Annotated in this window: 15 protein-coding genes and 1 pseudogene; 5 read left to right on the plus strand and 11 right to left on the minus strand. The window is 66.1% G+C overall.

Annotation, left to right across the window (positions count from 1 at the left end; genetic code table 11):
* Positions 1 to 40: 40 nt before the first annotated feature.
* Both ACEL_RS09005 and ACEL_RS09010 read right to left on the minus strand, forming a co-directional pair.
* Complete coding sequence (locus ACEL_RS09005; protein ID WP_011720580.1) at positions 41 to 1,465, minus strand: FAD-dependent oxidoreductase; 1,425 nt, start codon at positions 1,463 to 1,465, stop codon at positions 41 to 43.
* The gene (locus ACEL_RS09010; protein ID WP_011720581.1) at positions 1,462 to 3,576 is read right to left on the minus strand and encodes a molybdopterin oxidoreductase family protein; all 2,115 of its coding nucleotides are present in this window, start codon (positions 3,574 to 3,576) and stop codon (positions 1,462 to 1,464) included. Before ACEL_RS09010 ends, ACEL_RS09005 begins: the two co-directional genes overlap by 4 nt.
* A gap of 257 nt (positions 3,577 to 3,833) precedes the next feature.
* Between ACEL_RS09010 and ACEL_RS09020 the strand changes: the two genes are divergently transcribed.
* On the plus strand, positions 3,834 to 5,183 hold the full coding sequence (locus tag ACEL_RS09020) for an MFS transporter (RefSeq protein ID WP_011720582.1): 1,350 nt from the start codon (positions 3,834 to 3,836) through the stop codon (positions 5,181 to 5,183).
* A 252-nt stretch (positions 5,184 to 5,435) separates the two neighbouring features.
* On the opposite strand, the pseudogene ACEL_RS12675 reads toward ACEL_RS09020, so the two are convergent.
* From ACEL_RS12675 to ACEL_RS12025, 4 genes and pseudogenes are all read right to left on the minus strand, one after another.
* Positions 5,436 to 6,056: pseudogene (locus ACEL_RS12675) on the minus strand (NYN domain-containing protein); the annotation flags it as partial.
* A 373-nt stretch (positions 6,057 to 6,429) separates the two neighbouring features.
* Positions 6,430 to 11,301, minus strand: coding sequence for an NAD-glutamate dehydrogenase (locus ACEL_RS09035; protein ID WP_083760565.1), 4,872 nt, complete (start codon positions 11,299 to 11,301; stop codon positions 6,430 to 6,432).
* A 1-nt stretch (position 11,302) separates the two neighbouring features.
* Positions 11,303 to 12,934, minus strand: a complete 1,632-nt coding sequence (pruA, locus tag ACEL_RS09040) for an L-glutamate gamma-semialdehyde dehydrogenase (protein ID WP_041835678.1) — start codon at positions 12,932 to 12,934, stop codon at positions 11,303 to 11,305.
* 26 nt (positions 12,935 to 12,960) lie between these two features.
* Positions 12,961 to 13,479: a DUF6912 family protein gene (locus tag ACEL_RS12025; RefSeq protein WP_041835062.1), complete on the minus strand. Its 519-nt coding sequence runs from the start codon at positions 13,477 to 13,479 to the stop codon at positions 12,961 to 12,963.
* A gap of 102 nt (positions 13,480 to 13,581) precedes the next feature.
* Between ACEL_RS12025 and ACEL_RS09050 the strand changes: the two genes are divergently transcribed.
* Entirely contained in the window at positions 13,582 to 14,772 is a 1,191-nt protein-coding gene (locus tag ACEL_RS09050; RefSeq protein WP_049751478.1) for a methyl-accepting chemotaxis protein, read from the plus strand.
* 40 nt (positions 14,773 to 14,812) lie between these two features.
* Here the strand turns inward: ACEL_RS09050 and ACEL_RS09055 are convergent, their stop codons facing one another.
* Positions 14,813 to 16,114 carry a CpaE/TadZ family protein gene (locus ACEL_RS09055; RefSeq protein ID WP_011720587.1) on the minus strand — a complete coding sequence of 434 codons (1,302 nt, stop codon included), beginning with the start codon at positions 16,112 to 16,114 and terminating at the stop codon, positions 14,813 to 14,815.
* Between the two features lie 4 nt (positions 16,115 to 16,118).
* Positions 16,119 to 16,829, minus strand: coding sequence for an SAF domain-containing protein (locus ACEL_RS11590; protein WP_011720588.1), 711 nt, complete (start codon positions 16,827 to 16,829; stop codon positions 16,119 to 16,121).
* A gap of 148 nt (positions 16,830 to 16,977) precedes the next feature.
* Between ACEL_RS11590 and ACEL_RS09065 the strand changes: the two genes are divergently transcribed.
* Complete coding sequence (locus ACEL_RS09065) at positions 16,978 to 17,208, plus strand: helix-turn-helix domain-containing protein (RefSeq protein WP_148204694.1); 231 nt, start codon at positions 16,978 to 16,980, stop codon at positions 17,206 to 17,208.
* Positions 17,209 to 17,250: 42 nt separating this feature from the next.
* On the opposite strand, the gene ACEL_RS09070 is transcribed toward ACEL_RS09065, so the two are convergent.
* Positions 17,251 to 17,826, minus strand: a complete 576-nt coding sequence (locus ACEL_RS09070; protein WP_011720590.1) for a hypothetical protein — start codon at positions 17,824 to 17,826, stop codon at positions 17,251 to 17,253.
* A gap of 198 nt (positions 17,827 to 18,024) precedes the next feature.
* Between ACEL_RS09070 and ACEL_RS09075 the strand changes: the two genes are divergently transcribed.
* Positions 18,025 to 18,753, plus strand: coding sequence for a LysM peptidoglycan-binding domain-containing protein (locus ACEL_RS09075; RefSeq protein ID WP_041835063.1), 729 nt, complete (start codon positions 18,025 to 18,027; stop codon positions 18,751 to 18,753).
* Positions 18,754 to 19,304: 551 nt separating this feature from the next.
* Here ACEL_RS09075 and ACEL_RS12170 read toward each other — a convergent pair.
* Positions 19,305 to 19,511 carry a hypothetical protein gene (locus ACEL_RS12170; protein ID WP_148204590.1) on the minus strand — a complete coding sequence of 69 codons (207 nt, stop codon included), beginning with the start codon at positions 19,509 to 19,511 and terminating at the stop codon, positions 19,305 to 19,307.
* A gap of 15 nt (positions 19,512 to 19,526) precedes the next feature.
* On the opposite strand from ACEL_RS12170, the gene ACEL_RS12980 reads away from it, so the two are divergent.
* Positions 19,527 to 19,907 (plus strand): Rv3235 family protein, encoded by a 381-nt coding sequence (locus tag ACEL_RS12980; RefSeq protein WP_011720593.1) that lies wholly within the window; start codon positions 19,527 to 19,529, stop codon positions 19,905 to 19,907.
* An 86-nt stretch (positions 19,908 to 19,993) separates the two neighbouring features.
* On the opposite strand, the gene secA is transcribed toward ACEL_RS12980, so the two are convergent.
* Positions 19,994 to 23,023 (minus strand): preprotein translocase subunit SecA, encoded by a 3,030-nt coding sequence (gene secA / locus ACEL_RS09090; protein WP_011720594.1) that lies wholly within the window; start codon positions 23,021 to 23,023, stop codon positions 19,994 to 19,996.
* Between the last annotated feature and the right edge of the window lie 17 nt (positions 23,024 to 23,040).

Here is a 23,040-nt window from a genome sequence, read left to right on the forward strand (position 1 = left end):
CTGCCAGGTCCATGGCCCCGTTCGAAGGTCGGGTATCCGATTAGCGATGTGCCTGGGCCGCGTCCACGCCATGACAAGCTGGTTCTGCGTCAGCGGCGCCTTCGTCGATCAGTGCCTGCAAGAGGGTTCGGCAGCTGCCACAACCGCTGGCAGCGCCCGTTTGGCGGCATATCTCGTCAACGGCGCAGCCTGCTCGTATCAGGCGTCGCACCTCGCCGACCGGCACTCCGCGGCATACGCACGCCAGATCGTCATCACGCGGCGCGGGCATCCGCACCGTGGACTCGAAGAGCAGACTGCTCACGCTCACCGCGCTCCAAGGCCGACTCGCTGCGTGCAACAGACGGCCCGCCCGCCGGGTGTCACCAAAGAGAATTCCGCCAACCAGTCGGCCCTCTTCGACGGTGAGATGCGCATAGGTCCTGCGTGCGGCGTCATCCAACAGGACACTCGCGCCCGCTTGCCATCGGCCGACGGCCAGGAGATCCACTCCGGGCGCCCTCACTCGCAGCGTCGCCACCGGTACGTATGTCCGACCGCCCGGCGCAGCGCCGAACACCTCGGCGAGTGCGTCTGCGTGTCGCCACGCGGCCAGCGCCTGCCCGCGACTGCCGGTGGCAGCACAATCCCCGATAGCGAAGATGTTTGGATCGTCTGGACTTGCGAAGGTGTCAGTCACCACGACGCCGGCCTCGTCGACCTCGAGCTTCGCTGCAGCCGCAAGCCTCGTGGCAGGTCTTGCCCCGGCCGCTAGGACGACGCCGTCGACATCGATTGCCGTTCCCCCGCTGACGATCAGAGTCAACTCATTCGCACGCCGGCGAATCTCGCGTACCGGCCTTCCCAGATGAATCTCGACGCCGTGGCGACGTAGTTGCTCAGCTGTTGCTGCGCTGACGGCGGCATTCGCAAGAGAATTCAGCAACTGCGGTGCATCGTGAGTCAGTGTCACCTGCCCGCATCGACCTGCCAACGCGGCAGCGACCTCCACACCAAGGGCTCCACCGCCAATCACCGCAATACGCCGAGCGTGACGCACCATGGCCCGCAGTCGCTGGACATCGCGGATCCGCCAAATCGTTCCAATCCGGTAGTCACGGCACCCTCTTGCTCCACTGATAAGCGGTACGACAGGAATTGCACCTGTGGCCAGAACCAACGCGTCGTACGGCACCTGCATGCCATTGTGCAGCACGACGTTCTGACGCCGGCGATCGATCGAGACTGCGCGGACAGCGAGTTGAAGATTGATATTGCGTGAGTCAAACCACCGCTGGGTATGCAGTGCGAGGCTTGACAGCAAGCTCGGCTGACATAAGGCGGCAATGAGAAGCGCGCGGTTGTAGGGCACGTGACGCTCTTCGCCCAGAATCGTCAGCGACACGTCCGACCGCCCACCGAGGCGTTCGGCAAGCCGTGCGGCGGCCATGCCGCCGCCGATGACAACGATACGCAGCGGAGTCATTCCCGGACGGCCTCTACGCGTGCCGCGGTCAATTTGAAAGCCGGCATCCCGCACGTAGAATCCACGGCATTGGTCGTCACGGTATTCGCGCGTCCGCTCCCGCCCCAGTGAAACGGCACAAAGATGGTGTCCTCACGAATAGTCGTGGTGAGGCGCGCCGGCAGAATAACGCTCCCCTGGCGGGTGACGATGCGCACCCGCTCGCCGTCGCTGATGCCCAGCGAACGTGCCGTCGCGGTGTGCACCTCCGCAAAGGGCTCCGGGGAGGCGCGGCGAAGCGACGCGATACGGCGTGTCTGCGCCCCGCTCTGATAGTGATCCATCAGTCGTCCGGTCGTCAGGTAGAAGGGGAAGGCGGCATCCGGACAATCGGCATCCAGATCAGCCGCGACGTCGACGAACCGGGCGCGGCCATCCGGCGTCGCAAAGCCGGCCAGAAATAGACGGGGAGAGCCGATGCCCGCCGGCTCGGAGCAGGGCCAAAAAATGCCGTTCTCTGCTGCGATACGTTCGTAGTCAATGCCCGAGTAGTCGGCGACACCACCGCGGCTTGCCTGCCGCAGCTCGTCGAACACCTGGCGAGAATCGGTCGGAAATCCCGACGCATGCCCGAGCCGGCGGGCGAGCTGATGCAGAATCTCAATGTCGGTGAGCACCCCCGCCGGTGGATCCAGCGCTTTCTGGCGGAGCAGCACCCGACCCTCGAGGTTTGTCATCGTTCCCGTTTCCTCGGCCCACTGCGTGGTCGGCAGAACGACGTCCGCCAGCTCGGCGGTCTCGGAAAGTACGATGTCGACCACAGCGAGGAAATCAAGAGAACGCAACCGCTTCTCAGCGAGTTGAGCATTGGGTGCCGACACAACGGGATTTGAGCCGATAACAAGCATGCCGTGAACGTCCGTATCCGGATCGGTGAGCAGCGTGACGGCATCAACTCCCGGACCTGGAAGATCGCCCGGCGCGATTCCCCAGACCTGTGCGACGTGCGCGCGTGCCTCAGGATCGTCAATGCGTCGATAACCCGGCAGCTGGTCAGCCTTCTGGCCGTGCTCGCGACCTCCCTGACCGTTTCCCTGTCCCGTGACCGAGCCGTAGCCGCAGTAGGGACGTCCTATGCGCCCCAGCGCGAGCATGAGGTTGATGTAGGCGAGCACGGCCGCACTGCCGTGGACCTGCTGTTCGACGCCTCTCCCGGTGAGAAGAATGGTCGTCCGTGCCAGCGCGAGCTCGTGAATCAACTCGTCCAGCTGGGCGACAGAGACGCCGGTCAGCAGTTCGACTCTCTCCGGCCAGTAGCCCATTGCCGTGGCCCGTACATCTGCGAATCCCACTGTACGCTCGGCGATGAATTCGCCATCGGTGAGGCCGGCCCGAATAGCACCGAAGAGGAGACCGTAGGCAAGTGCAACGTCCGTCCCCGGTACAGGCTGAACGACGACGTCAGCCAGCGCGGCCGTGGGGGTCCGGCGTGGATCGATCACAACAATCCGACCTCCGGAGGCGCGAAGCTCATCCAGATGCCGTACCAGCACCGGCATCGTTTCCGCCGTGTTCACGCCGGCAAGTATCAGCAAGTCCGTGCCCGCGATATCGTCCAACGGAAAGGGCAGGCCGCGATCCAGGCCAAAGGCCTTACGCATAGCGGTTGCCGCCGCCGACATACAGAAACGGCCGTTGTAGTCAATCATGCGTGTCTTCAGCGCGACTCTAGCGAACTTTCCCAACAAATAGGCGGTCTCATTCGTCAAGCCTCCGCCGCCGAATATAGCGACGGCATCGTTGCCATATGCCCGTTGCAGCCCGGTAAAGGCATCCGCGATGCGATCCAGAGCGTCGTCCCACGTGGCGGGGCGCAGAGCCTCTTCGCGGGAATCACGGACGAGTGGGATGCGCAGCCGCTCTGCGCTGTCGAGCAACTCACCGGCCGTCCAGCCTTTCCGGCATAGCTGACCGCGATTGGTCGGGAAGTCACGTCCGGAGATCTCGACCCCATGTTCGGTCGAACGAATCCACATGCCGCATTGCAGGGCGCAGTAGGGACAGTGGGTCGCGACTCCCTGCGGATCGGCAGTGAGCGCGGCAGGTGCGGGGTAGGTTCTCACACGACGCATGCGACCAGACTCTTCTTACTACACGGTCACCGTCGTGTTTCCATCGTGCTACGTCACCCTCACGTCCGGCGGCCGTACGACCGCTCACTGTTTTACCGGTCAGGACCGCCGCTGTAACACGAGCGTCGCGTTCACCCGCAACTTTGTGGTGCTGAGATTGGTCGACCCGTTGAACGGCGTCGACCGGATCGTCTGCCGTGAAAGGAGAGCGCGCGGTGCCGGTGACCTTTCTGAGAGCTGCAACCAGCAGTCCTTCCGTGAGCCACCCTGACAGAATTAATAGGACGGCACGCGGCACGCTAGCAGCGACAACGCTAGGCTTCTTCGGAGGCTTTGCCGGCGTCTCGATCGTCGGGCCGCTTGCTCCGCGGTTTGCCGAATTGCTCCACCTCTCGCCGGTCATCGCCGCTCTCCTGGCAGCGACCCCGAACCTCACAGGTTCACTGTTGCGCATCCCATTCGGCGCCCTCTATGACCGGCTCGGCGGGCGACGTCCCTTTCTCTTCCTCCTTGCCGTAACGAGCGTCGCCGTCCTCGGCTTGCTGGTCCTCCTGCACGCGCGATATCCGGACCACCTCGCCGGCTCATTGCCTCTGCTCTTTCTTCTGGCAGCGCTCGCCGGGTTCGGGGTGGCGACGTTCTCGGTCGGAGTCGGTCAGATCGCCGGTTGGCACTCCGCAGATCGTCAGGGTAGGGCTCTAGGAATCTACGCTGGTCTCGGCAACCTCGGCCCGGCGCTGTCCGCTCTTCTCCTGCCCATCGCCGTGACGAGTCTCGGCATTGTCGGCGGTTACGGAATATGGCTCGTGATTCTCGTCGTCCTGACGGTGCTGTATGCGCTTTTTGCCCGCGATGCCGCGCGCATCGGGTCACCGGTGCGAGCCGCGTCTTCCGCCCTGCTTTGCGCCGCGTCCCGGCGAACGACCTGGATGCTCGTCAGCGGTTATTTCATTTCGTTTGGTGGTTTTCTCGGACTTACCGCGTGGCTGCCGTCGTATTGGCACGCGATGTACGGCCTCTCCTTGCGTGAAAGTGGAATTCTTACCGCCTCGTTCGCCGCAACTGCAGCGCTTGCGCGCGTACCCGGTGGCATTCTCGCGGATCGCCTCGCCTCTCACGCCGTGCTGCTCACGGCAAACGCCGGCCTTGTCGGCGGAATCGCGGTTCTGTGTTGGTCGAGCAGTCTCCCCCTGTCGTTAGGAGCAACGCTCATCGTCGCGGCGGCGATGGGCGTCCAGAACGCGTGGATCTTCCGAACCCTCCCGATGTGCGCGCCCGACGCCGTCGGAAGCGCGGCCGGCTGGGTCGGCGGACTGGGCGCCCTCGGCGGATTCGCCCTCCCGCCGCTCGTCGGTTGGGTAACGAGCCTCGTCGGTGGACGTACCGGTTACGCTCAGGGCTTTCTGCCCATCGCCGCCGCCGCCGCGCTTGTGCTGCCCGCTCTTCTCCGCCTTGCCTCGCACGTATCAGGTCGGCGCGTTGGCCTCATCACCAGCCAGTTCCCGCCAGAGAGCGGCGCGCGCGGCCCGTCGCTCGGCCTGCGTCGGCTCATGGCCGAGCCGAGTCTCCAACAGCTGCAGGAGCGAGACATCGATGTGCCGCGGTAGCACCGGGCGGACGTCGAGCAAATCGTCGAGATCGACAGGAGAATCTGGCGCCATCAACCGGTTGGCGAAATCCCGTCCGGCGCGTACCGCGATCTCCTCCCAGTTGGCCGCCGATCGGCGGCTTCCGCGTCGCCGGTCGGGACGTCGCGGCTCCTGTCGTAGATCGAACCGCCGTGGCTTGTCGCGCAGCTCGGCGGCCGGCAATTCTATGGCGTCCGCGAGCAACGGCCACGGCAATACCACCGTCTCGTCGGCGGCATCGCGGACGGCGGCGACATCCTCGTCGTCGGAATCCCAGCCCGGTTGAGCCACGATGATCCGCTTGCCGAGTTGGCGAACATCTCCGATCGGAATCGCGAGTTCGGCATTTCCGGCGACGAGGACAATGGTATCGATCTCAGGATTCCGGCTCAGTGCCAGCATCTCCCGATAGATCGCAAGCTCCACACCGCGGCGACGCCGTCCCGCCAACCGGCCGAGCCGCAGCTCCACGCCTTCGAGGGCGGCAATACGCTCAAGCTCCGGCGTGGGTTTCGCATCCGGTGCGGCATCGAACCACACGACCGTCGCTAGCTCACCGGCGCCGAAGCTCTCGACCCGGTCTGCGATCGCCGTCAACAACATGTCGTAATCGACACGAATTGCCGAGCGGCCATAGCGACCAGCGGCCCGCCACGCGCATTCGCCCAGCAGGTATCCGCCGTCAACCAACAATGCGTAAGACAACGCCTTCTCCAACCGACCCGGGACCCCGAAAGGTGGATGGCGGGCTCCCGGTGAGCATCTCGGGGGTCCAATGCATGGGAGCCCGCCGGGTCCGGAACGCGGACCCACCGTGACTCCTAGTGTGCCACAGTTTAAGTCGCCCGCCACCTCGTCGTCGATGCGGCCTGCCTAGGCCGCTACTGCCGCCTCGATGCGGCCTGCGCAGTCGGTACTGCGGCCTGTGCGGTCGGTACTTCGGTCTGGGCGTTCCGTCGTGATAATCACGAAAAAGGTGATTCACCGACCGGAACCGCACCGACCAGAGCGATCCCGATCACGCGCGTCCCGGCCAAATGACAGCGTCAGTCCGATCCGGCGTCCGTTTTTGATCCTGGCCGCACTGATCACGCGTATGCGGCCGAGCATCGGATACTACGAGCACCGCAGAATGACCGTCAGGTAATTCCCGCCAAGCCACCGACGACGGCGAGGCTCCGGCCTCACGTCGGCATGACGGCGCGGCGGTCTGGCCGAATGAGAATCAGCCCTCCTCACGGAGGGCGCGCAACGCGCCCAACGCGACGGTGATCGCAGCAAGGCTTGGCGTCGTCACCGCATCCTGAATGGTCATAGCGACCTGCTGCTCCCGCTCCGCACTCCAGCCTCGTCCGCGTAATACTGCCGCCGCAAGATCGGCCTGGACCGCGAGCAGCTCCTCCTGCACCCTCGATCGCGCAAGCGCCTGCCAGCGATCGTCATGCGGAAGAGCGGCAATGGCGCGCCGCAACGCCGTCAGCCGCAACCGCTCCGCGACGAGGAAATACTGCTCGGCCGCCTCGGCAACCGAAACCGAACCGTCCAGCCGCGCAGCAACGTCCACGACAGCAAGAGCGGAGACCGCATGATCGAGGAGTGTGACCGACCGGGCGAGAGCATCCGGAACGTGGCTCGCGCAATACTCCGCAACGACCCGCTCCACCGCAGCCGCTTCCTCGCCGCGAAGGACGTCGGCGAGGCGGCCGAGGAGTTCGCCGGCGCGTCGCAGCGCAGCCACAATGCCCCCGACGTTGTCCAACGGACGTCGATGACGAACGATCCAGTGCGCAATCCGCGCCATGCTCTGCCGCACGCTGAGCAGGAGCCGGATTTGCTGCTGCGCCGGGACGTCGTCGTCCAATTCCTCGATGCGCCGCCACACGTCATCGATGCCGAAGAGCCGGCGCGCCGCGACATGAGCACGAACGCATTCGGCGGCGGTGGCGCCCGTCTCCTCCATCAGGCGATACACAAAGTCAACGCCGGACATGTTCACGACACGATTCGCGAGGCAGGTTGCCATGATGTCTCGTTGCAGGGGATGACGGAGCATGTCGGCGGCGAACCTCTGCCGCAATGCGGTCGGAAAATACTCGCGCAGGACCTCATGGGCGAAAGGTTCGTCCGGTACCGAGGAGCGCACAAGTTCGTGAGTGAGGGCGATTTTCGCGTACGCAAGGAGTATTGCGAGCTCGGGCCGGACCAGGCCCCGGCCCGCAGCAGCGCGGGCCGCGATGCTCTTCGGATCCGGCAGGTGCTCCAGCCTGCGGTCGAGGATCCCCGCCCTCTCCAGCGCGTCAATGAACGCGGCGTGCACGTGCAGATGCTGTGTGGCCTCAGCCTCCAAGCACGACAGCGCGAGGTTCTGCTCGTAGTTGTCACGAAGAACCAACGCTGCGACCTCGTCGCTCAATGTCTCGAGCAGCGCATGGCGCTCACCGGCGTCCAACCGGCCGGCCCGCTGCGCCACATTCAGGAGAATCTTGACATTCACCTCGTGATCGGAGGTGTCTACTCCGGCGGAATTGTCAATGGCATCGGTATTGATCCGGCCGCCGCGCAGCGCATACTCAACTCGAGCCGGCTGGGTGAACCCGAGATTACCGCCTTCCGCGACCACGCGGCATCGCAACTCCGCGGCGTCAATACGAACCGCATCGTTGGCGCGATCGCCGACATCAGCGTGGGACTCGGTCGATGCCTTCACGTAGGTACCGATCCCACCGTTCCACAACAGATCAACCGGGGCCCGGAGAATCGCGCGGATCACCTCGGTCGGAACGTAGTCACCGGGCGCAATCCCGAGAACTGCGGCAGCCTCTGTGGAGACGGGAATGCGTTTCGCACTCCGCGGCCACACCCCGCCGCCTGGCGAAATCCGGGAGGCGTCGTAGTCCGCCCAACTGCTGCGAGGCAGGGTGAAGAGTCTGCGGCGCTCCGCGTAGGAGACAGCCGGGTCGGGATCGGGGTCAAGGAAAATGTGGCGGTGATCGAAGGCGGCGACGAGTTTAAGGGTCGACGACAACAACATGCCGTTGCCAAAGACATCACCGGACATATCACCGATTCCGACACACGTGATGGTATTTCGGTGGATGTCGACACCAAGCTCACGGAAGTGCCGCTTGACCGACTCCCAGGCACCGCGGGCGGTAATGCCCATCGCTTTATGGTCGTACCCGGCAGAGCCGCCGGAGGCAAACGCATCGGCAAGCCAGTAGTGGTATTCGGCCGCAATTTCATTCGCGATATCCGAGAACGTCGCCGTACCCTTATCCGCGGCGACGACGAGATAGGTGTCATCTCCGTCACGGCGCACCGTACGATCGGGCGGTATCACTGTTCCGGTCGCCGGATCGAGATTGTCCGTGAGATCCAGCAGGCCCCGGATGAGCGTCCGGTAACACGCGACCACTTCGGCCGCCGCGGCATCTGGATCGTCGGGCAGCGGCCGGGTGACCACGAATCCACCCTTGGCGCCCACGGGAACAATGACGGCGTTCTTCACCGTCTGGGTCTTCGCCAGACCGAGGATTTCCGCACGGAAATCCTCCCGGCGGTCTGAATATCGGATCCCACCCCGGGCGACCGGGCCGAAGCGAAGATGGATTCCCTCCATCCGTGGCGAGTAGACATACGCCTCGTAAAGCGGCCGCGGCTGTGGGAGAAAATCGATGTTCCGTGCGAGGAGCTTGAGCGAGACATAGTCCCGGGAGAGCGGCGGCTCCGTCTGCCAGAAGTTCGTCCGGACCGTGGCCTGAATCGCCGACCGAAAACACCGGAGAATCCGGTCGTCATCCAAGCTGCTGACGGCGTCGAGGGCACGGTCCAGCCGCTGCTCGATCTCCTGTTCGACCGTAACGTCGGGCGCACGGCCCGGATCGAACCGCAACTCAAAGAGTGCGACGAGCAGCGCCGCGACATCCGAGTTACGGTTCAGGGCAGCCTCGATATATTCTTGGCTGAAGACGATTCCGGTCTGCCTCAGGTATTTTGCATACGCCCGCAGTACTGTCACCTGCCGCCACGACAAACCGGCACGCAGAGTGAGCGCGTGAAAGCCGTCGATCTCTGCTCGGCCTTGCCACATCGCGACGATGGCCTCCGCAGCGCCCGCGTACCGCCGGGACTTCTCGTCCTGCGGCACAGCAAAGCCTCGCCGCAGCCCGAAATCGTAAATCCAGGCGTGTTCGGCGTCCCGCCGTTCGATGCCGTATGGCCGCTCGTCGGTCACCTCCACCCCAAGGCCGGTCAACAGCGGAATGAGCGTCGCCAGCGAGATCGGCGGGCCCACACGGCAGATCTTGACCCGAAAGACGTCGCTCCCGGCGGCAGACGGCTCATAGACCTTGACGTCAATGTCCCGCGGTCCCTGCAGGCGCTCGATGGCACGGACGTCGTCCACCGCGGTGTCCGCGGAGAAGTCCTCCTTATAAGCCTCCGGAAAGGCGCCGTGATAGCGATACAGCAATGATGCGGCGGTTTCGTCGTCGAAACGCGCGGTCATCGCATCGGCAAAGTCGTCGTCCCATGTCCGCAGCGCGGCCGCCAGGCGGCGTTCCAGCTCGTCCCGGTCCACCGCCGGTCGGCTGCCTGGCGGCACGCGGACGACGAAATGCACGCGGGCCAGGACGGAATCCGTCACCCGCAAGGCGTCGTCGATGCTCGTGCCGCCGAGCGCCTCCAGCAGTAGGCGGCGAAATTCCAGCCGCACCGCCGTGCTGTACCGATCGCGGGGCAGGTACACCAGGCAGGAGTAGAACCGGCCATACTCCTCGCGACGCAAAAAGAGCCGCAGTCGTCGTCTTTCCCGCAGGTGGAGGACACCCATCGCCACCGTGTAGAGGTCGGATGCCGATATTTGCAGGAGGTCGTCGCGCGGGTGGTCCTCGATGATTTCCCGCAGCGCCTTGCCGTCGTGGCTGCGCGGCGGAAATCCCGACCGGTCCAACACCTCCTGCACCTTGCGCCGCACCATGGGAATCGTCAACACCCGCTCGGCATACACCGACGAGGTGAACAAGCCGAGGAAGCGCCGCTCGCCGATGACGTTCCCTGCCGCATCGAAGACTTTGACACCGATATAGTCCAGGTAGTCGGGCCGGTGCACGGTCGATCGTGAATTCGCCTTTGTTACCACAAGCAGACGCGGCTCGCGGATTCGGGCCCGTACCTCGGGCGGAAACTCCGCAAGCTTCCGCGGCCCGTGCTGATCGGCGCGGAGAATACCCAGCCCCGTTCCGGGAACAGCCGCCAAGGCATCCGTCCCCTCTACCGACACGATGCGGTACTCCCGGTAACCGAGGAACGTGAAATGGTCGGCGGCAAGCCACTCGAGGAAGGCGGCGACTTCGTGCGCGTCATCATCCGCCGCTGGAGGATGCGTGCGCAGTTGCGAGGCGATGCGCAGCGTAGTCGCGCGCATGCGATCCCAGTCTTCGACGGCCGACCGCACGTCGCGAAGGACGCGGCGTAACGCAGCCACCAGACCATCCGGCTCGATGTCGAGGTGGCTGACGTCGATCCGCATCCACGACTCGATGACCGTACCCAGCGGCGCATCCTCGGCAGTCACGCGATCGAGCACATCGAGGAGCTCGCCGGTGACCGACCGGCGTACCACGAATTGCGGATGGACGAGCGACTCGACGAAGACGCCCAGCCGGGTGAGCTCCTGCGTCACGGAGTCCACGAGAAACGGCATGTCGTCGGTGACAATCACGACCGAACCGCGGCGACCGCCGCGAACCTCAACGTGAATGTTCTCGGTTCCGACGATCCGGGTTGCGGCTACCTCGCAGTGCCGCCGGACGATTCCTAGCAATTCCTCGGCGCTGTACGCGACGACGTCTTCCGCCGCCGCCGTTGCGAAGTAGCCGCGCAGGATGGCGGCTTGACGCTCGCTTTCACACAGCTGCGCCGCGTCGTCAATGAGTTCGCGCTTTTTGCGCTCGACGTCCTCCCCGGCGCCCGGCGGCACTTCCCGCAAGGGTGCATGACCCAATCCGGTATCACCGAGCGACGCGTCGGCCCGGAAGCCGACCGAGTGCGGAGCGACACGCCGGCCGGGTGTCTCGGAGTCGACCGTGCCGCCCATGTCACCGGTCTTCCATGTGTGGGTAGCGGTAATCGGTCGGCGGTAAGAAATTCTCCTTGACAATGCGGGTGGTCGTCCAGCGCAGCAGGTTCTGCACCGATCCGGCCTTGTCGTTCGTCCCGCTGGCTCGACTGCCGCCGAATGGCTGTTGACCGACGACAGCGCCCGTCGGCTTGTCGTTGATGTAAAAGTTGCCCGCCGCGTACCGTAACCGCTCGCACGCCAGCGTGATCGCCCGCCGGTCGGTTGCCACGATCGAACCGGTCAACCCGTAGCGACTGGTCGTCGCCGCCAGATCAAGGACGTCCGCATAATCGTCGTCCTCGTAGACGAATATCGCAAGAATCGGACCGAAGTACTCGGTCGTGAAAACCTCGTCATGCGGATCCTCACCAAGAATCACCGTCGGCCGGACGAACCAGCCGGGATCGTCGGTGTACGTCCCACCGGCGGCAATCGACAAGCCCGGCGTTGCAGCGGCCCGCTCGATGGCCGCGACCACCCGCCGATAGGCGCGTTCATCGATCAGCGCACCCATGAAGACCGAGAAGTCGGTGACGTCCCCCACCGGTATGTCCGTCACTTCGGCAAGGAACCGATCCCGCATCCGTTTCCAGAGCGACCGCGGCAGATACGCGCGGGAGACCGCCGAGCATTTCTGTCCCTGGTACTCAAACGCCCCGCGGATCAACGCAGTCTGAAGGACGTCCACGTCGGCTGACGGATGGGCGACGACGAAATCCTTCCCTCCCGTCTCACCCACAATGCGCGGGTAATTGCGATATCGGTCAAGGTTCTCCGCCACCCGCCGCCAGAGATGGTTGAACGTCGCCGTCGAACCGGTGAAGTGGACGCCGGCCAAATCCTCGTGCGCCAGGGCGACCTCCGATACCGCGGCGCCACGTCCGGTCACCATCGTCACCACTCCCGGCGGCAGGCCGGCGTCCTCCAATATGCGCAGGAGCAAGGAGGCCGCCGCCTGCTGCGTCGGAGCGGGCTTCCAGACCACGACATTGCCCATCAACGCCGGCGCCGTGGGCAGATTTCCCGCTATTGACGTGAAGTTGAACGGCGTAATCGCTACGACGAAACCCTCGAGCGGGCGATAATCCGCCCGGTTCCACGTTCCCGGCGTGCTCAACGGCTGGTCGGCGAGAATCCGCTGCGCAAACCACACATTGAACCGCCAGAAGTCGGCCAACTCGCAAATTGCGTCAATCTCCGCCTGATAACACGTCTTGCTCTGACCGAGCATGGTCGCGGCCGCCATGGCGGCGCGGTACGGGCCGGTCAGCAGGTCGGCCGCCCGAAGGAAAATCGCCGCCCGGTCCGCGAAATCCATCGCCCGCCACCCGGGGGCCGCGGCCAGCGCCCGGTCCACCGCTGTCGAGACATCCGCCGCTGTCGCTTCGCCCAGCACCCCCAAGACGGCATCTTTGCGATGCGGCTGCACGACCGAGATGCGGTCTCCGCCGCCCATCCGGCGCTCGTCTCCCAGCGCCATGGCGAAATCCTGCCGGCTCGCCGCGAGATCCTTAAGTTTTGCGGCCAATCGCTCGCGTTCCGCCGTCCCGGGCCGATAGTCAATGACCGGCTCATTACGCGGCGCCGGCACCGCCACCAGGCCGTCCACCATCGCCGTCCCCTCTGGTGCCATCCTCACATTCCATCGGCGTACCCTGCGCCAATCCGATCGACCTCACTCGGTGCGTACCAGAGCAAGTCCCGATCGACGATCTGCTCGAGCAGGGCGGGAGCGTCGTCGGTCTCCTCTCGGATGGCGGCGGCGAGCCGCCGAAGCGCTGGATCAGCCGCGGCGTCGTCGACATGGAGTGCGGCCGCGTCAGAGGCATGGACAGCGACCCGGGTGCCAAGCGCTGTCATGCCGAGGTCCGGCAGATGTTGGACCTCCCGATCAGGGAGATCGATTGCCAGAACCACCCGGCCGGTCGGTCCCGGTCGGCCGGCGTTCAGCTCGGCCACGACGAGATGCACCGCGGCCGCGGCGGCCTCGGTCATCGCCGCGTACTCGAGGCCTTCGTCGTCACCTTCGACGTACCACTCCCGGAGCGCCGGCGTCACCCCGTGGACCACCGTCCCCGGTCCAACCAATTCGCTCTCCATCCCCTGCCACCGGCGTTTCAGAGCGCTCACGGTGAACGGGACGTACAGCCGCACTCGCTCATCCTCCCACCGGGAACGAAAGTATGTTTCGACGCTCAGGGTGCGCGCCGCGACGCCGAAACAGCTAGTGACCTACCGACCACTCCGGGAGCACATATGTCGTCGACCACGCCCGCGTCGCCCGTCACCGGTGGGCACGTTTCCACCGCCAGTCATCCGGACGGCGACGCATCCCTGCTCGTCGTTCTCAACGTCCCGACAGTGCTCGGACTCGCCAGCCTTCTCGCCGTCCTTGGCCTCGCCCTGAGCGGGACGTGGGATGGCACCCACACCGCAATTGCTGCGATCGGCGGTGCCGGCACCCTGCTCGCTCTCCTGACCGCCCGGCACATCGGCCGGCGGTTGCGGTCGGACATCAACGCTGTCGCCTCGGTCGCCGAGGCGCTCGCCGAAGGCGATCTCACGCGGCAATCCGGGGTTGACCGCAGTGACGGACTCGGGCGGCTCGCCCGCGCCCTCGACCGGGCGGTCACCACGCTGAGGCAGGACGTCGCCTCCGTGAGTGCCCACGCCCGCACCCTTGGCTCGGCATCAGTACAGCTCAATTCGCTGGCGGCTGCGCTGGGCACCTCAGCCGAGGCGGTCTCCGCGCAAGCAACCGCGTCAGCTGAAGCGGCCAATGCCGTGACGAACCACGTTCAGGCCGTGTCGACCGGCGGTCAGCAGATGGGCAGTTCCATCCGTGAGATCAGCGTCAACGCGAGTGAGGCAACCCGGGTCGCCGGACAAGCCGTCGCCGTCGCACAGTCGACGAATGACATGGTGACCCGGCTCGGCGAATCCTCGTCGCAGATCGGCCAGGTCGTCAAAGTGATCACCGCGATTGCGCAGCAGACGAACCTGCTCGCGCTCAATGCGACGATCGAGGCTGCCCGGGCCGGGGAAGCGGGCAAAGGATTCGCCGTGGTAGCCGGAGAGGTCAAGGATCTCGCCCAAGAGACGGCCCGTGCCACCGAAGACATCGCGCGCCGGGTCGAGGCGATTCAGGCGGACACCGCCGGAGCGGTAGCAGCGATCAGTGAAATCAGCTCAATCATCGAGCGGATCAACGAGATTCAAACCGTGATCGCGTCGGCGGTCGAGGAGCAGACGGCGACCACCAACGAGATGAATCGTGCGGTCGACGAAGCTGCGACCGGCGCGCACGAGATCGCAAACCGGATCGGTCAGGTCGCGCAGGCTGCACAGCAGACTGCCGGCACGGTGGCGAACACGCGGCACGCCGCCGAGGAGCTGTCACGGCTGTCGGGCGAATTGCAGCAACTGGTCGGGCGCTTCCGGTACTGATCAAGCACTTTCGGTACGGATCAAGCGCTCCCGGCACGGATCAAGCGCTTCCGCTTCGCCGCGCCGAGAGCACCATGCGCGCCAGCTGCGCGAACGCCCGGACCGCAGGTGACTTCGGCGCACACTCCCGGAGGAGCCGTCCGTCCGCCACGGCCCGGTCGAATGCGGGCCGGTCATCCGGGATAAACACTACGTCGGTCACGCTGGCAAACTTCGCCAGCTCGGCTCGAATTTGCCCGGACACGTGAGGACCCGAGATTGGTCCAGGGCGCAGCCGGTTCACCACGACTCGAATCGCAGCATCAGGAACAATCTCCCGCAGGCGATCAATCCCTCGGATCAAGCGATGCAGGCCGATCGGGTCCGCGGAACCGACGGCGACCACCTGATCGGCGTCCGCCACAGTCACCAGCGTCACGGCGTTGCGCCGAGGCGCAAGGGTGTCGTAGCTCAACTCGTCGTCGTCCTCCAAACAGAAAGCGCAGTCGACGACGACCGTCTCGGCGAGCTGCCGGGCGAGCGCATACACGCTGCGCAGACTTGCGACCCGCAGCTCCGGCCAACGCTCCGGGCGGCTGATGCCGGTGAGCACCCGCAGGTTGTCGACCACAACCGGAGCGAGCCGGTGCAATGCGGGGACGTCGAGGGTGCCGGCGTTGGCGTGCCGAACGGCCGCCGCCAACCCGGGAGCTTCGTCCAGCAAGCCGAGGAGCTGGGCGACCGCGCCGCCGTAGGTATCCGCGTCGATCAGCAACGTCGGATGACCCAGCGCTGCCGACTCCGCGGCGAGTCCGATCGCGACGCTGGTCCGTCCAGGTGCGCCGGTCGGACCCCATACCGCAATCAGCTGATTCCCCTCACCGAGGCTGACCGGTTCGGGCGACCATCCGGCCTCCCTCCCCTCAAGCGCCGGCCCGGGAACACCAACCCCGCCGGACAGTTCCCCACGGCCAGCAGCCGCGGGCGAAGCTGCCGCCTCTTGCGCCGCTGACCGAAGCGCGGCACTGACCAAAGCCGCGAGAGACCGAGGATCGTCGTCGGCTCGCCCGAACCACTGGACGCCGAGCTGGCGAAGGCGCCGGTCGTCGTCCGGCCGGGTTGCCACTCCGACCACCGCGACATCGCACGCCCGGAGCCGGTGCAGGACTTCCAGGTCGAGCCGGGGCAGGCCGGCGGATACGATCACCGCCCGGATCGTGCCGCCAGCCGCGCACGCCAGCAGATCCGCAACGTCGACACACCGGCGGACGACGACCAGCCCGCTGTCGGCGGACTCCAGTCGGGCGACGAGGTCAGCCTCCCAGGTCGACTCCCATCCGGCGGTGGCGATCGGCACCCGCATGGCACTAGCCGCCCGCCGGGGACGCCAGGACGCCGAGTCGCGGCGCGGCGGTCGCCTGGTCGGTCGGAACCCGGACGACGTCCAGCGCACCCGAACGCGACGCCGCGATCACCGCTGCAACCATCGACTCGGGAACGCGAAGCACGAGGCCACCCCCGGAACCACCCAGCGATGATTCGCTGATCACATCAGCCACCGTCACATTGGCAATCACAAGCTGGGGTACCGCGAGCGTGCCTTCGGTGGTCCGCAGGGTGAGATAGACGTCAACCAAGGCGCCGCGGACGTCACCGCGCGGCATGCGGAGACGCTCAATGGGAACCGTGACCAGCCTGACCGGCGTTCCTGCGCGCTCGCTGACCGCGGAGCGGGGTATCAGCTCGCCTGCGGGAACCGGGCGGGTCACGGTCCACCCGGCAAGATCGCTGCCTCCGGCAACGTAACGGGCGCCGTGATCACGAAAGCGCACCTTGACCGGTGTCAGATCGCTGTGGCTGAGCGTCGTCCCCGGTGCCAGGTCACGGGCGGCCGCCCACACGGTGTCGTAGTGCCGAGCCGAGTCGAGGATTTTCGCGCCCGCCGCGATGGAGACGACGATGAGCAGCACCCCGATGACCAAGCGACCGTCCAACCAGGACGGCGGGCGCAACCGCTGCGCCCGCGGACCGCGGATGACGCGGTGTCCCGCGACCCGTTCGTCCGTCGCGCTCGGCACTCGCCACCTCCAACCGCCTGCGATGATGTTCGCCAGATGCTAGCACCAGAAGCGACCGCAGGGAAGCAGTGGAAAACGACACCGAACATGAGCAAATGGTGACAGAATACGGTTAAACAGTTCGGCGGCAAGGAGCGCGATGGCACAGGTGCAACGGCGGTTTCTGCTCCTCTCCGACGTCGCGGAGATTCTCAACATCTCGCCGGCCCAGGCCTACGCATTGGTGCGGTCGGGCGAGCTGCCGGCGATCAAAATCGGCGGGCGCGGCCAGTGGCGGGTGGAGACGGAGGCGCTCGAACGCTACATCCGGGACGCATATGAGAAGACCCGCGAATTCGTCGCCACCCACCCATTCGGCGGCTCGGACGACGACGAGTAGGGCCCACCGGTCGGCGTACCGCCACGCTGTGGGTTGGGGACGCTAGCGGCTCCGCACCAGGGTGATGGCCTGCCACGGGATCGTGACGACGGACCGGACCGCGGTTGGGCGAGGCACCTCGCCAGGGTCGTGCTCGAGCAGGTCGACAGCGTCTGCGCCGACGCGCTGCGGCGTGCCGGTCAGCTGCGTCCCGTCCCGGAGCTGGATGCCGACCACCCGTCGATCACGGGCAAGCCGCCGCAGCAGCAGTCCGATAGTGATCCGGCTGTCCAGCGGGCCGACCGCATCCTCGGCAACGGCCCAGCGGCCAAGACCCGTGATGGAGACCACGCCGTGGAGCAGGACGAGCAGTTCTGCGCCCCAGTCGTCTTCGAGCAGCAGCCAATCGTGACCGACCGCGCCGAGCACGCCCGCGATGGGTGACGCGCCCACGAGCCGGACGACGAGTCGCTGATTGAGGCTGCCGCGGAGTCGATCGACGAGACGGATCGCGCTGAATTCGTACCGCGTGCGGTCAGCCACGGCGGCCAGGGACTCCTCCGCCTCGGTCGCCTCGAGTTCGCCTTCTAGATCGTCAAAGAGCCGCTGCCAACGCCCGTCGTCCGATCGGTAGGCCACGTGATCTCCCTTCGTGCTGCGGAGCCTACCCGACGTGACCAGGGTCAGCAGCCGTGACCAGGATCGGCAGCCGGCAGCAGGGTCAGCAGCCGGCTTGAATCCACAGCGTCTTGACATGCGCAAGTGAGCTCACTTTAATTTCACGCCATGTACTCAGAAGTAAACGCAAGCAAACGTTGGCATCTGCGGGCTGCCTGGGTGGCGCTGCTCGTCACGGGCATGGGAGTGATCGCACTGTGGGCGGGCGGATCGCCCCGGCGGCTGCTCGCCGCGCTGCAGCATCCGGCTGACTTCGATGCGCTCATCCGGTGTGTGGCGGCAAGCGTCGCGCTCGTCCTGTGCGCCTGGTTTCTGTTCGCGATCGTCGGCGTCCTGGCCGCGCACCTAGCCGCAGCCGCAAGCCGGACACCCCGGCGCCTCCTGCTCGGCATCGCAGCCGTGCTCGACCGCGTCACGCCCCGGGTGATCCGCCGCCTAGCCCGCGCCGCGGTCGGCGCCACACTTGCCCTCGGTCCGGTCGCCGGCTACAGCGCGCCGAGCTGGGCGGTCCCGTCGGCGCCGCCAGGTGCTACGAGCGGGAGCGTCGCCGCCGACGCCGGTAGCTTCACCCTCGACTGGCCCACTGTGCCGTCCAGCAGCCCGCCCACTGCGCCGTCCGACCGCTGGCCCACTGTGCCGTCCGGCAGCCCGAGGTCATTGCCGCCCCCCGACGATCCGAGCGGCGACATCCACGTCGTCGTACCCGGCGACACGCTCTGGGACATCGCCGGGAAACATCTCGCCGCCCGTGATGGTGGTCACCCGCCGTCGGCCGCCGCGATCGCGAAGGAGTGGCCACGCTGGTACGCCGCGAACCGCGTGATCATCGGTGGCGATCCAAACCTGCTGTTCCCAGGAGAGCGGCTGCAACCCCCAGCAGAGAGCTGAGCCGTTTCGGAAGTACGCCGCACACCCACCCGTACACCTCAACCGTGACCCCATAACTCGCCTTTGAGCGAATCCCGCGCAACCGGACCCGAGCCGGACAACTCGATCTCGACTCAACCCGTGCGTCTCGACTTTTGCCTTTTGCCGCATTCGATCAGAAGGGATAACCATGACCGCCTCGCCTGCCGTCGAACCCGTCGTTTCCACCCACCGAGGCCGGCTTCCTGCTCGGCAGACGTCGGCCGATACGGCCGGTCGATCAGCCGTCGGCGCACATACCGACGCCGGCACGGCGGCCGTCGGCGCGCGGACCGCGGCCGGCACGTCGGCTGACGAGACCGCCGCCGACACCGCGGCCCGGGACGTCGCCGGGGACATGGCGGCCCGGGACGTCGCCGAGAGCACGGCGGCCCGGAACGGCGTTCGCGCCCTTGGGCCGGCTGGTCGGCCCGCACTGCGACGCGTGCCGGTACCGGACCCGGATCCCGCCTTTGACGACGAAACGAGCGAGGAGATCGGATGGGAGACCACCGCCCTTCCGTTCGCCGCGTTCAGCACGGCAACTCCCCCATCAGTCCGGTCCAGAGCCCACCTGCGCCTCGTCCCAGGGCGGCATCGCGGGCGGGGTCGCGGACGGCGTTCCGGCCGGCGGCGCGGGTGGCGTCGGCGGCGTCCGGGCTGACGTCACCGGCATCGCGGACGGCGTCCAGGCGGGCATCCCGGCGGGCGTCGGCGGCGTCCCGAAGCACGCGATCCACGGCGGCGCGCCGGCATTGGGATCGCCATCCCACCTGCCGCCACCGCGCCCGTGGGCGACCCAGCTCGCTCAAGCAATCGCAGAGATCGTCACCGGAACGCGGCCCCCTCAGCAGCTCATCCGCTGGACAAGCCTGGAAGTCTTCGAGGCCCTGCGGCATCGCGCGGCGTCCGCCGCCCGGACGACGGGAAGCCCCGCACTCCGCCCGCCGGCGCGACCTGCCACAGCCGGGCCGGTTGGACGGGCGATCGTCCGTTCGGTGCGCATCTGCGAACCCACATCGGGGGCCGTCGAGGTGAGTGCCGTCGTTCAATACGGCCCCCGCTGCCGCGCGATGGCGTTCCGTCTCGACGGCATCAACGGGCGATGGCGATGCACCGCGTTGCAGCTCGGCTGACCAGAAGCCGAACCGGCTCGATCACGCTGACCACCGGAATCACCCGGCCGGCCGCATCACCCGACGAGTGGGCGCGACGGCCGCGGTCATCCCGCGTTTCGCGGGTCGCCGTGGCACCGCTTGTACGGTTTGCCGGAACCACACGGGCACTTGGCGCTTCGCGGCGTCCCGGCGTACATGAGCGGGCGCGCCTGTTCGCCGGCACCCGCCCGCTGGCGCGACGCGGACGCCGGCGATGGACCGCGTGCCGCCGCTCCTGAGGGACGACGCTCGTCGACGGTCATCGCCGTAGCCTCTCCCGACCCCGCCGCCCCGTCGATGGTCGGCGCGGTGTACTGCAACCGGGTCGGACGCGGCGGGGCAAGCAACTTGGCGACCGGCGAGTCCGCGAGCCGCATCCCGGCACCCGGCGACAGCGCGGCTGCCGCGGGGACCGGCTGCTGCCCCGGTGCCGTCGCTGCGGGGACCGGCTGCAGTGCCGGCCCTGATGCACCGGCCGGCTGTGGTACTGCGACACCGGCCGTACCCTCCGCGGCGGTTCCCGCGCCGTCGGCCGCCGCCGTCGCCGCGACCGGAGCTTCCGCCACGGGCGTGACCTGAACATCCACGCTGAACAGCAGGCGGACCGATTCCTCCTTGATGCCGTCCAGCATGGTTTGGAACATCGTGTACCCCTCGCGCTGGTACTCGACGAGAGGATCCCGCTGACCGTACGAGCGGAGTTGGATGCCCTCCTGCAGGTAGTCCATCTCGTAGAGGTGCTCACGCCATTTGCGGTCGAGCACGGCGAGGACGACGCGGCGTTCTAACTCCCGTATCACGGGCTGACCATCGGGCAGCGTCCCAAGCGCCGCCTCCCGTTCTGCGTACGCCCGGTGGGCATCCTCCGTCAGGCGTTCGATGAGGAACTCCGCGGTGAGACCGCTGCGGTCGCCTCCGCACTCGGCCACCACCTGGTCGATCGTCAGACCGACCGGGTACAACGAGCGGAGCGCCGTCCAGAGCTGCTCGAGGTCCCAATCTTCGGCGTATCCCTCCTCGGTCGCCGCTCGGACGTAGTCGCGAATGACGTCGTCAATCATGTGGCCGACCTGCTCGTGCAGGTCGTCGCCGTGGAGGACACGACGCCGTTCGGCGTAAATGACGGCGCGCTGCTTGTTCAAGACTTCGTCGTACTTCAAGACGTTCTTGCGGATTTCGAAATTCTGCTGCTCGACCTGCGTCTGCGCGGACCGAATGGCGCGGGTGACCATTTTCGATTCCAGCGGGACGTCCTCCGGGTAATTCAGCGTCTCCATGATGCGCTGCACCATAGGGCCGTTGAACAACCGCATGAGGTCGTCTTCCAAAGAGAGGTAGAACCGGGACTCCCCCGGATCTCCCTGCCGGCCCGACCGGCCGCGCAACTGGTTGTCGATACGGCGCGAATCATGCCGCTCGGTTCCCAAGACATACAGGCCGCCCAGCTGGACGACTTCATCATGTTCGGCCGCAACGGCCTTCTTCCACTTCTCCAGCACCTCCGGCCAGGCCGCCTCGTATTCCTCGGGGGTGTCGACCGGAGAAAGCCCGCGTTCCGCCAACTCCTGGCGGGCAAGGAATTCGGGGTTTCCGCCGAGCATGATGTCCGTGCCCCGGCCCGCCATGTTGGTGGCCACGGTCACGGCGCCCTTACGACCAGCCTGCGCGACGATCGCCGCTTCCTTCTCGTGATACTTCGCGTTCAGCACGGCGTGCGGAATGCCGCGGCGCAACAGCATTCCGGACAACAGTTCGGATTTCTCCACGGACGTCGTACCGACGAGCACCGGCTGGCCCTTGGCATGCCGCTGGGCAATGTCCTCGACGACAGCGGCAAATTTAGCCTTCTCCGTCTTGAACACGACGTCCGGTTGATCAATCCGGATCATCGGCCTATTCGTCGGGATCGGGACGACGCCGAGCTTGTAGATCTGATGAAATTCGTTCGCCTCGGTCATTGCCGTCCCGGTCATGCCGGCGAGTTTCTCGTACAACCGGAAGTAATTCTGCAAGGTGATCGTGGCGAGCGTCTGATTCTCCTGCTTGATCGGCACGCCTTCCTTGGCTTCAATCGCCTGGTGCATTCCCTCGTTGTACCGACGTCCATACAGGATGCGCCCGGTGAACTCGTCGACGATGAGGACCTCGCCGTCGATGACGACGTAATCACGATCCCGCTTGTACAGTTCTTTAGCCCGCAACGCGTTGTGCAGGTAGCCGACGAGCGGCGTGTTGGTCGGCTCATACAGATTGTCAATACCGAGCCAGTCCTCCACCCGCTGCACGCCGCGTTCGGTAATCGAAATCGTGCGCTTCTTCTCGTCGACCTCGTAGTCGCCTTCGCCGTTCTCACCGCGCTGCAAGCGCTCAGCGAGCTTGGCGAAATCGGTGTACCACTTCTGGTTCATGTCAACGGGGCCGGAAATGATGAGCGGCGTCCGGGCCTCGTCGATGAGAATCGAGTCAACCTCGTCGACGATGGCGTAGAAGTGCCCCCGTTGGACAATCTCATCGACGCTCCAGGCCATGTTGTCCCGGAGATAGTCGAAGCCGAATTCGTTGTTGGTTCCGTAGGTGATGTCAGCCGCGTAGGCCTTCTTGCGTTCCGCAGGGCCCATCTGCGGCGAAATGACGCCAACCTCTAGGCCGAGGAAGCGGTGAATTCGCCCCATCCATTCCGCGTCCCGGCGGGCCAGATAGTCATTGACCGTCACCACGTGGACGCCGCGGCCCGCAAGCGCGTTGAGATATGCCGGGAGCGTGGAGACGAGGGTCTTGCCCTCACCGGTCTTCATCTCGGCAATGTTGCCGAAGTGCAGGGCCGCCCCACCCATGATCTGGACGTCGAAGTGCCGCTGCCCGAGGGTACGCTTGGCCGCCTCCCGTACCGCGGCGAATGCCTCGGGGAGCAGGTCGTCGAGGCTTTCGCCGTCGGCGTAGCGTGCCCGGAATTCGTCCGTCAGGCCGCGCAACTCGCCGTCGGAGAGCTTGGCGAACTCATCCTCGATCGAGTTCACCTGCTCGGCGATGGCCTTCAGCTTGCGCAGAATCTTGCCTTCACCGGCACGGAGCAGCTTGTCAAGCAGTGCGGGCACAGCCAACTCCTCGTTCA

Origin of the sequence: Acidothermus cellulolyticus 11B (assembly GCF_000015025.1) — a bacterium.
GTDB lineage: Bacteria > Actinomycetota > Actinomycetes > Acidothermales > Acidothermaceae > Acidothermus > Acidothermus cellulolyticus.

Excerpts from the sequence above, each read along its gene's own strand:
- ACEL_RS09005 (WP_011720580.1), bottom strand. The coding sequence starts at position 1,465 with ATGACTCCGCTGCGTATCGTTGTCATCGGCGGCGGCATGGCCGCCGCA.
- ACEL_RS09010 (WP_011720581.1), bottom strand. The coding sequence starts at position 3,576 with ATGCGTCGTGTGAGAACCTACCCCGCACCTGCCGCGCTCACTGCCGAT.
- ACEL_RS09035 (WP_083760565.1), bottom strand. The coding sequence starts at position 11,301 with ATGGGCGGCACGGTCGACTCCGAGACACCCGGCCGGCGTGTCGCTCCG.
- ACEL_RS09050 (WP_049751478.1), top strand. The coding sequence starts at position 13,582 with ATGTCGTCGACCACGCCCGCGTCGCCCGTCACCGGTGGGCACGTTTCC.
- ACEL_RS09055 (WP_011720587.1), bottom strand. The coding sequence starts at position 16,114 with ATGCGGGTGCCGATCGCCACCGCCGGATGGGAGTCGACCTGGGAGGCT.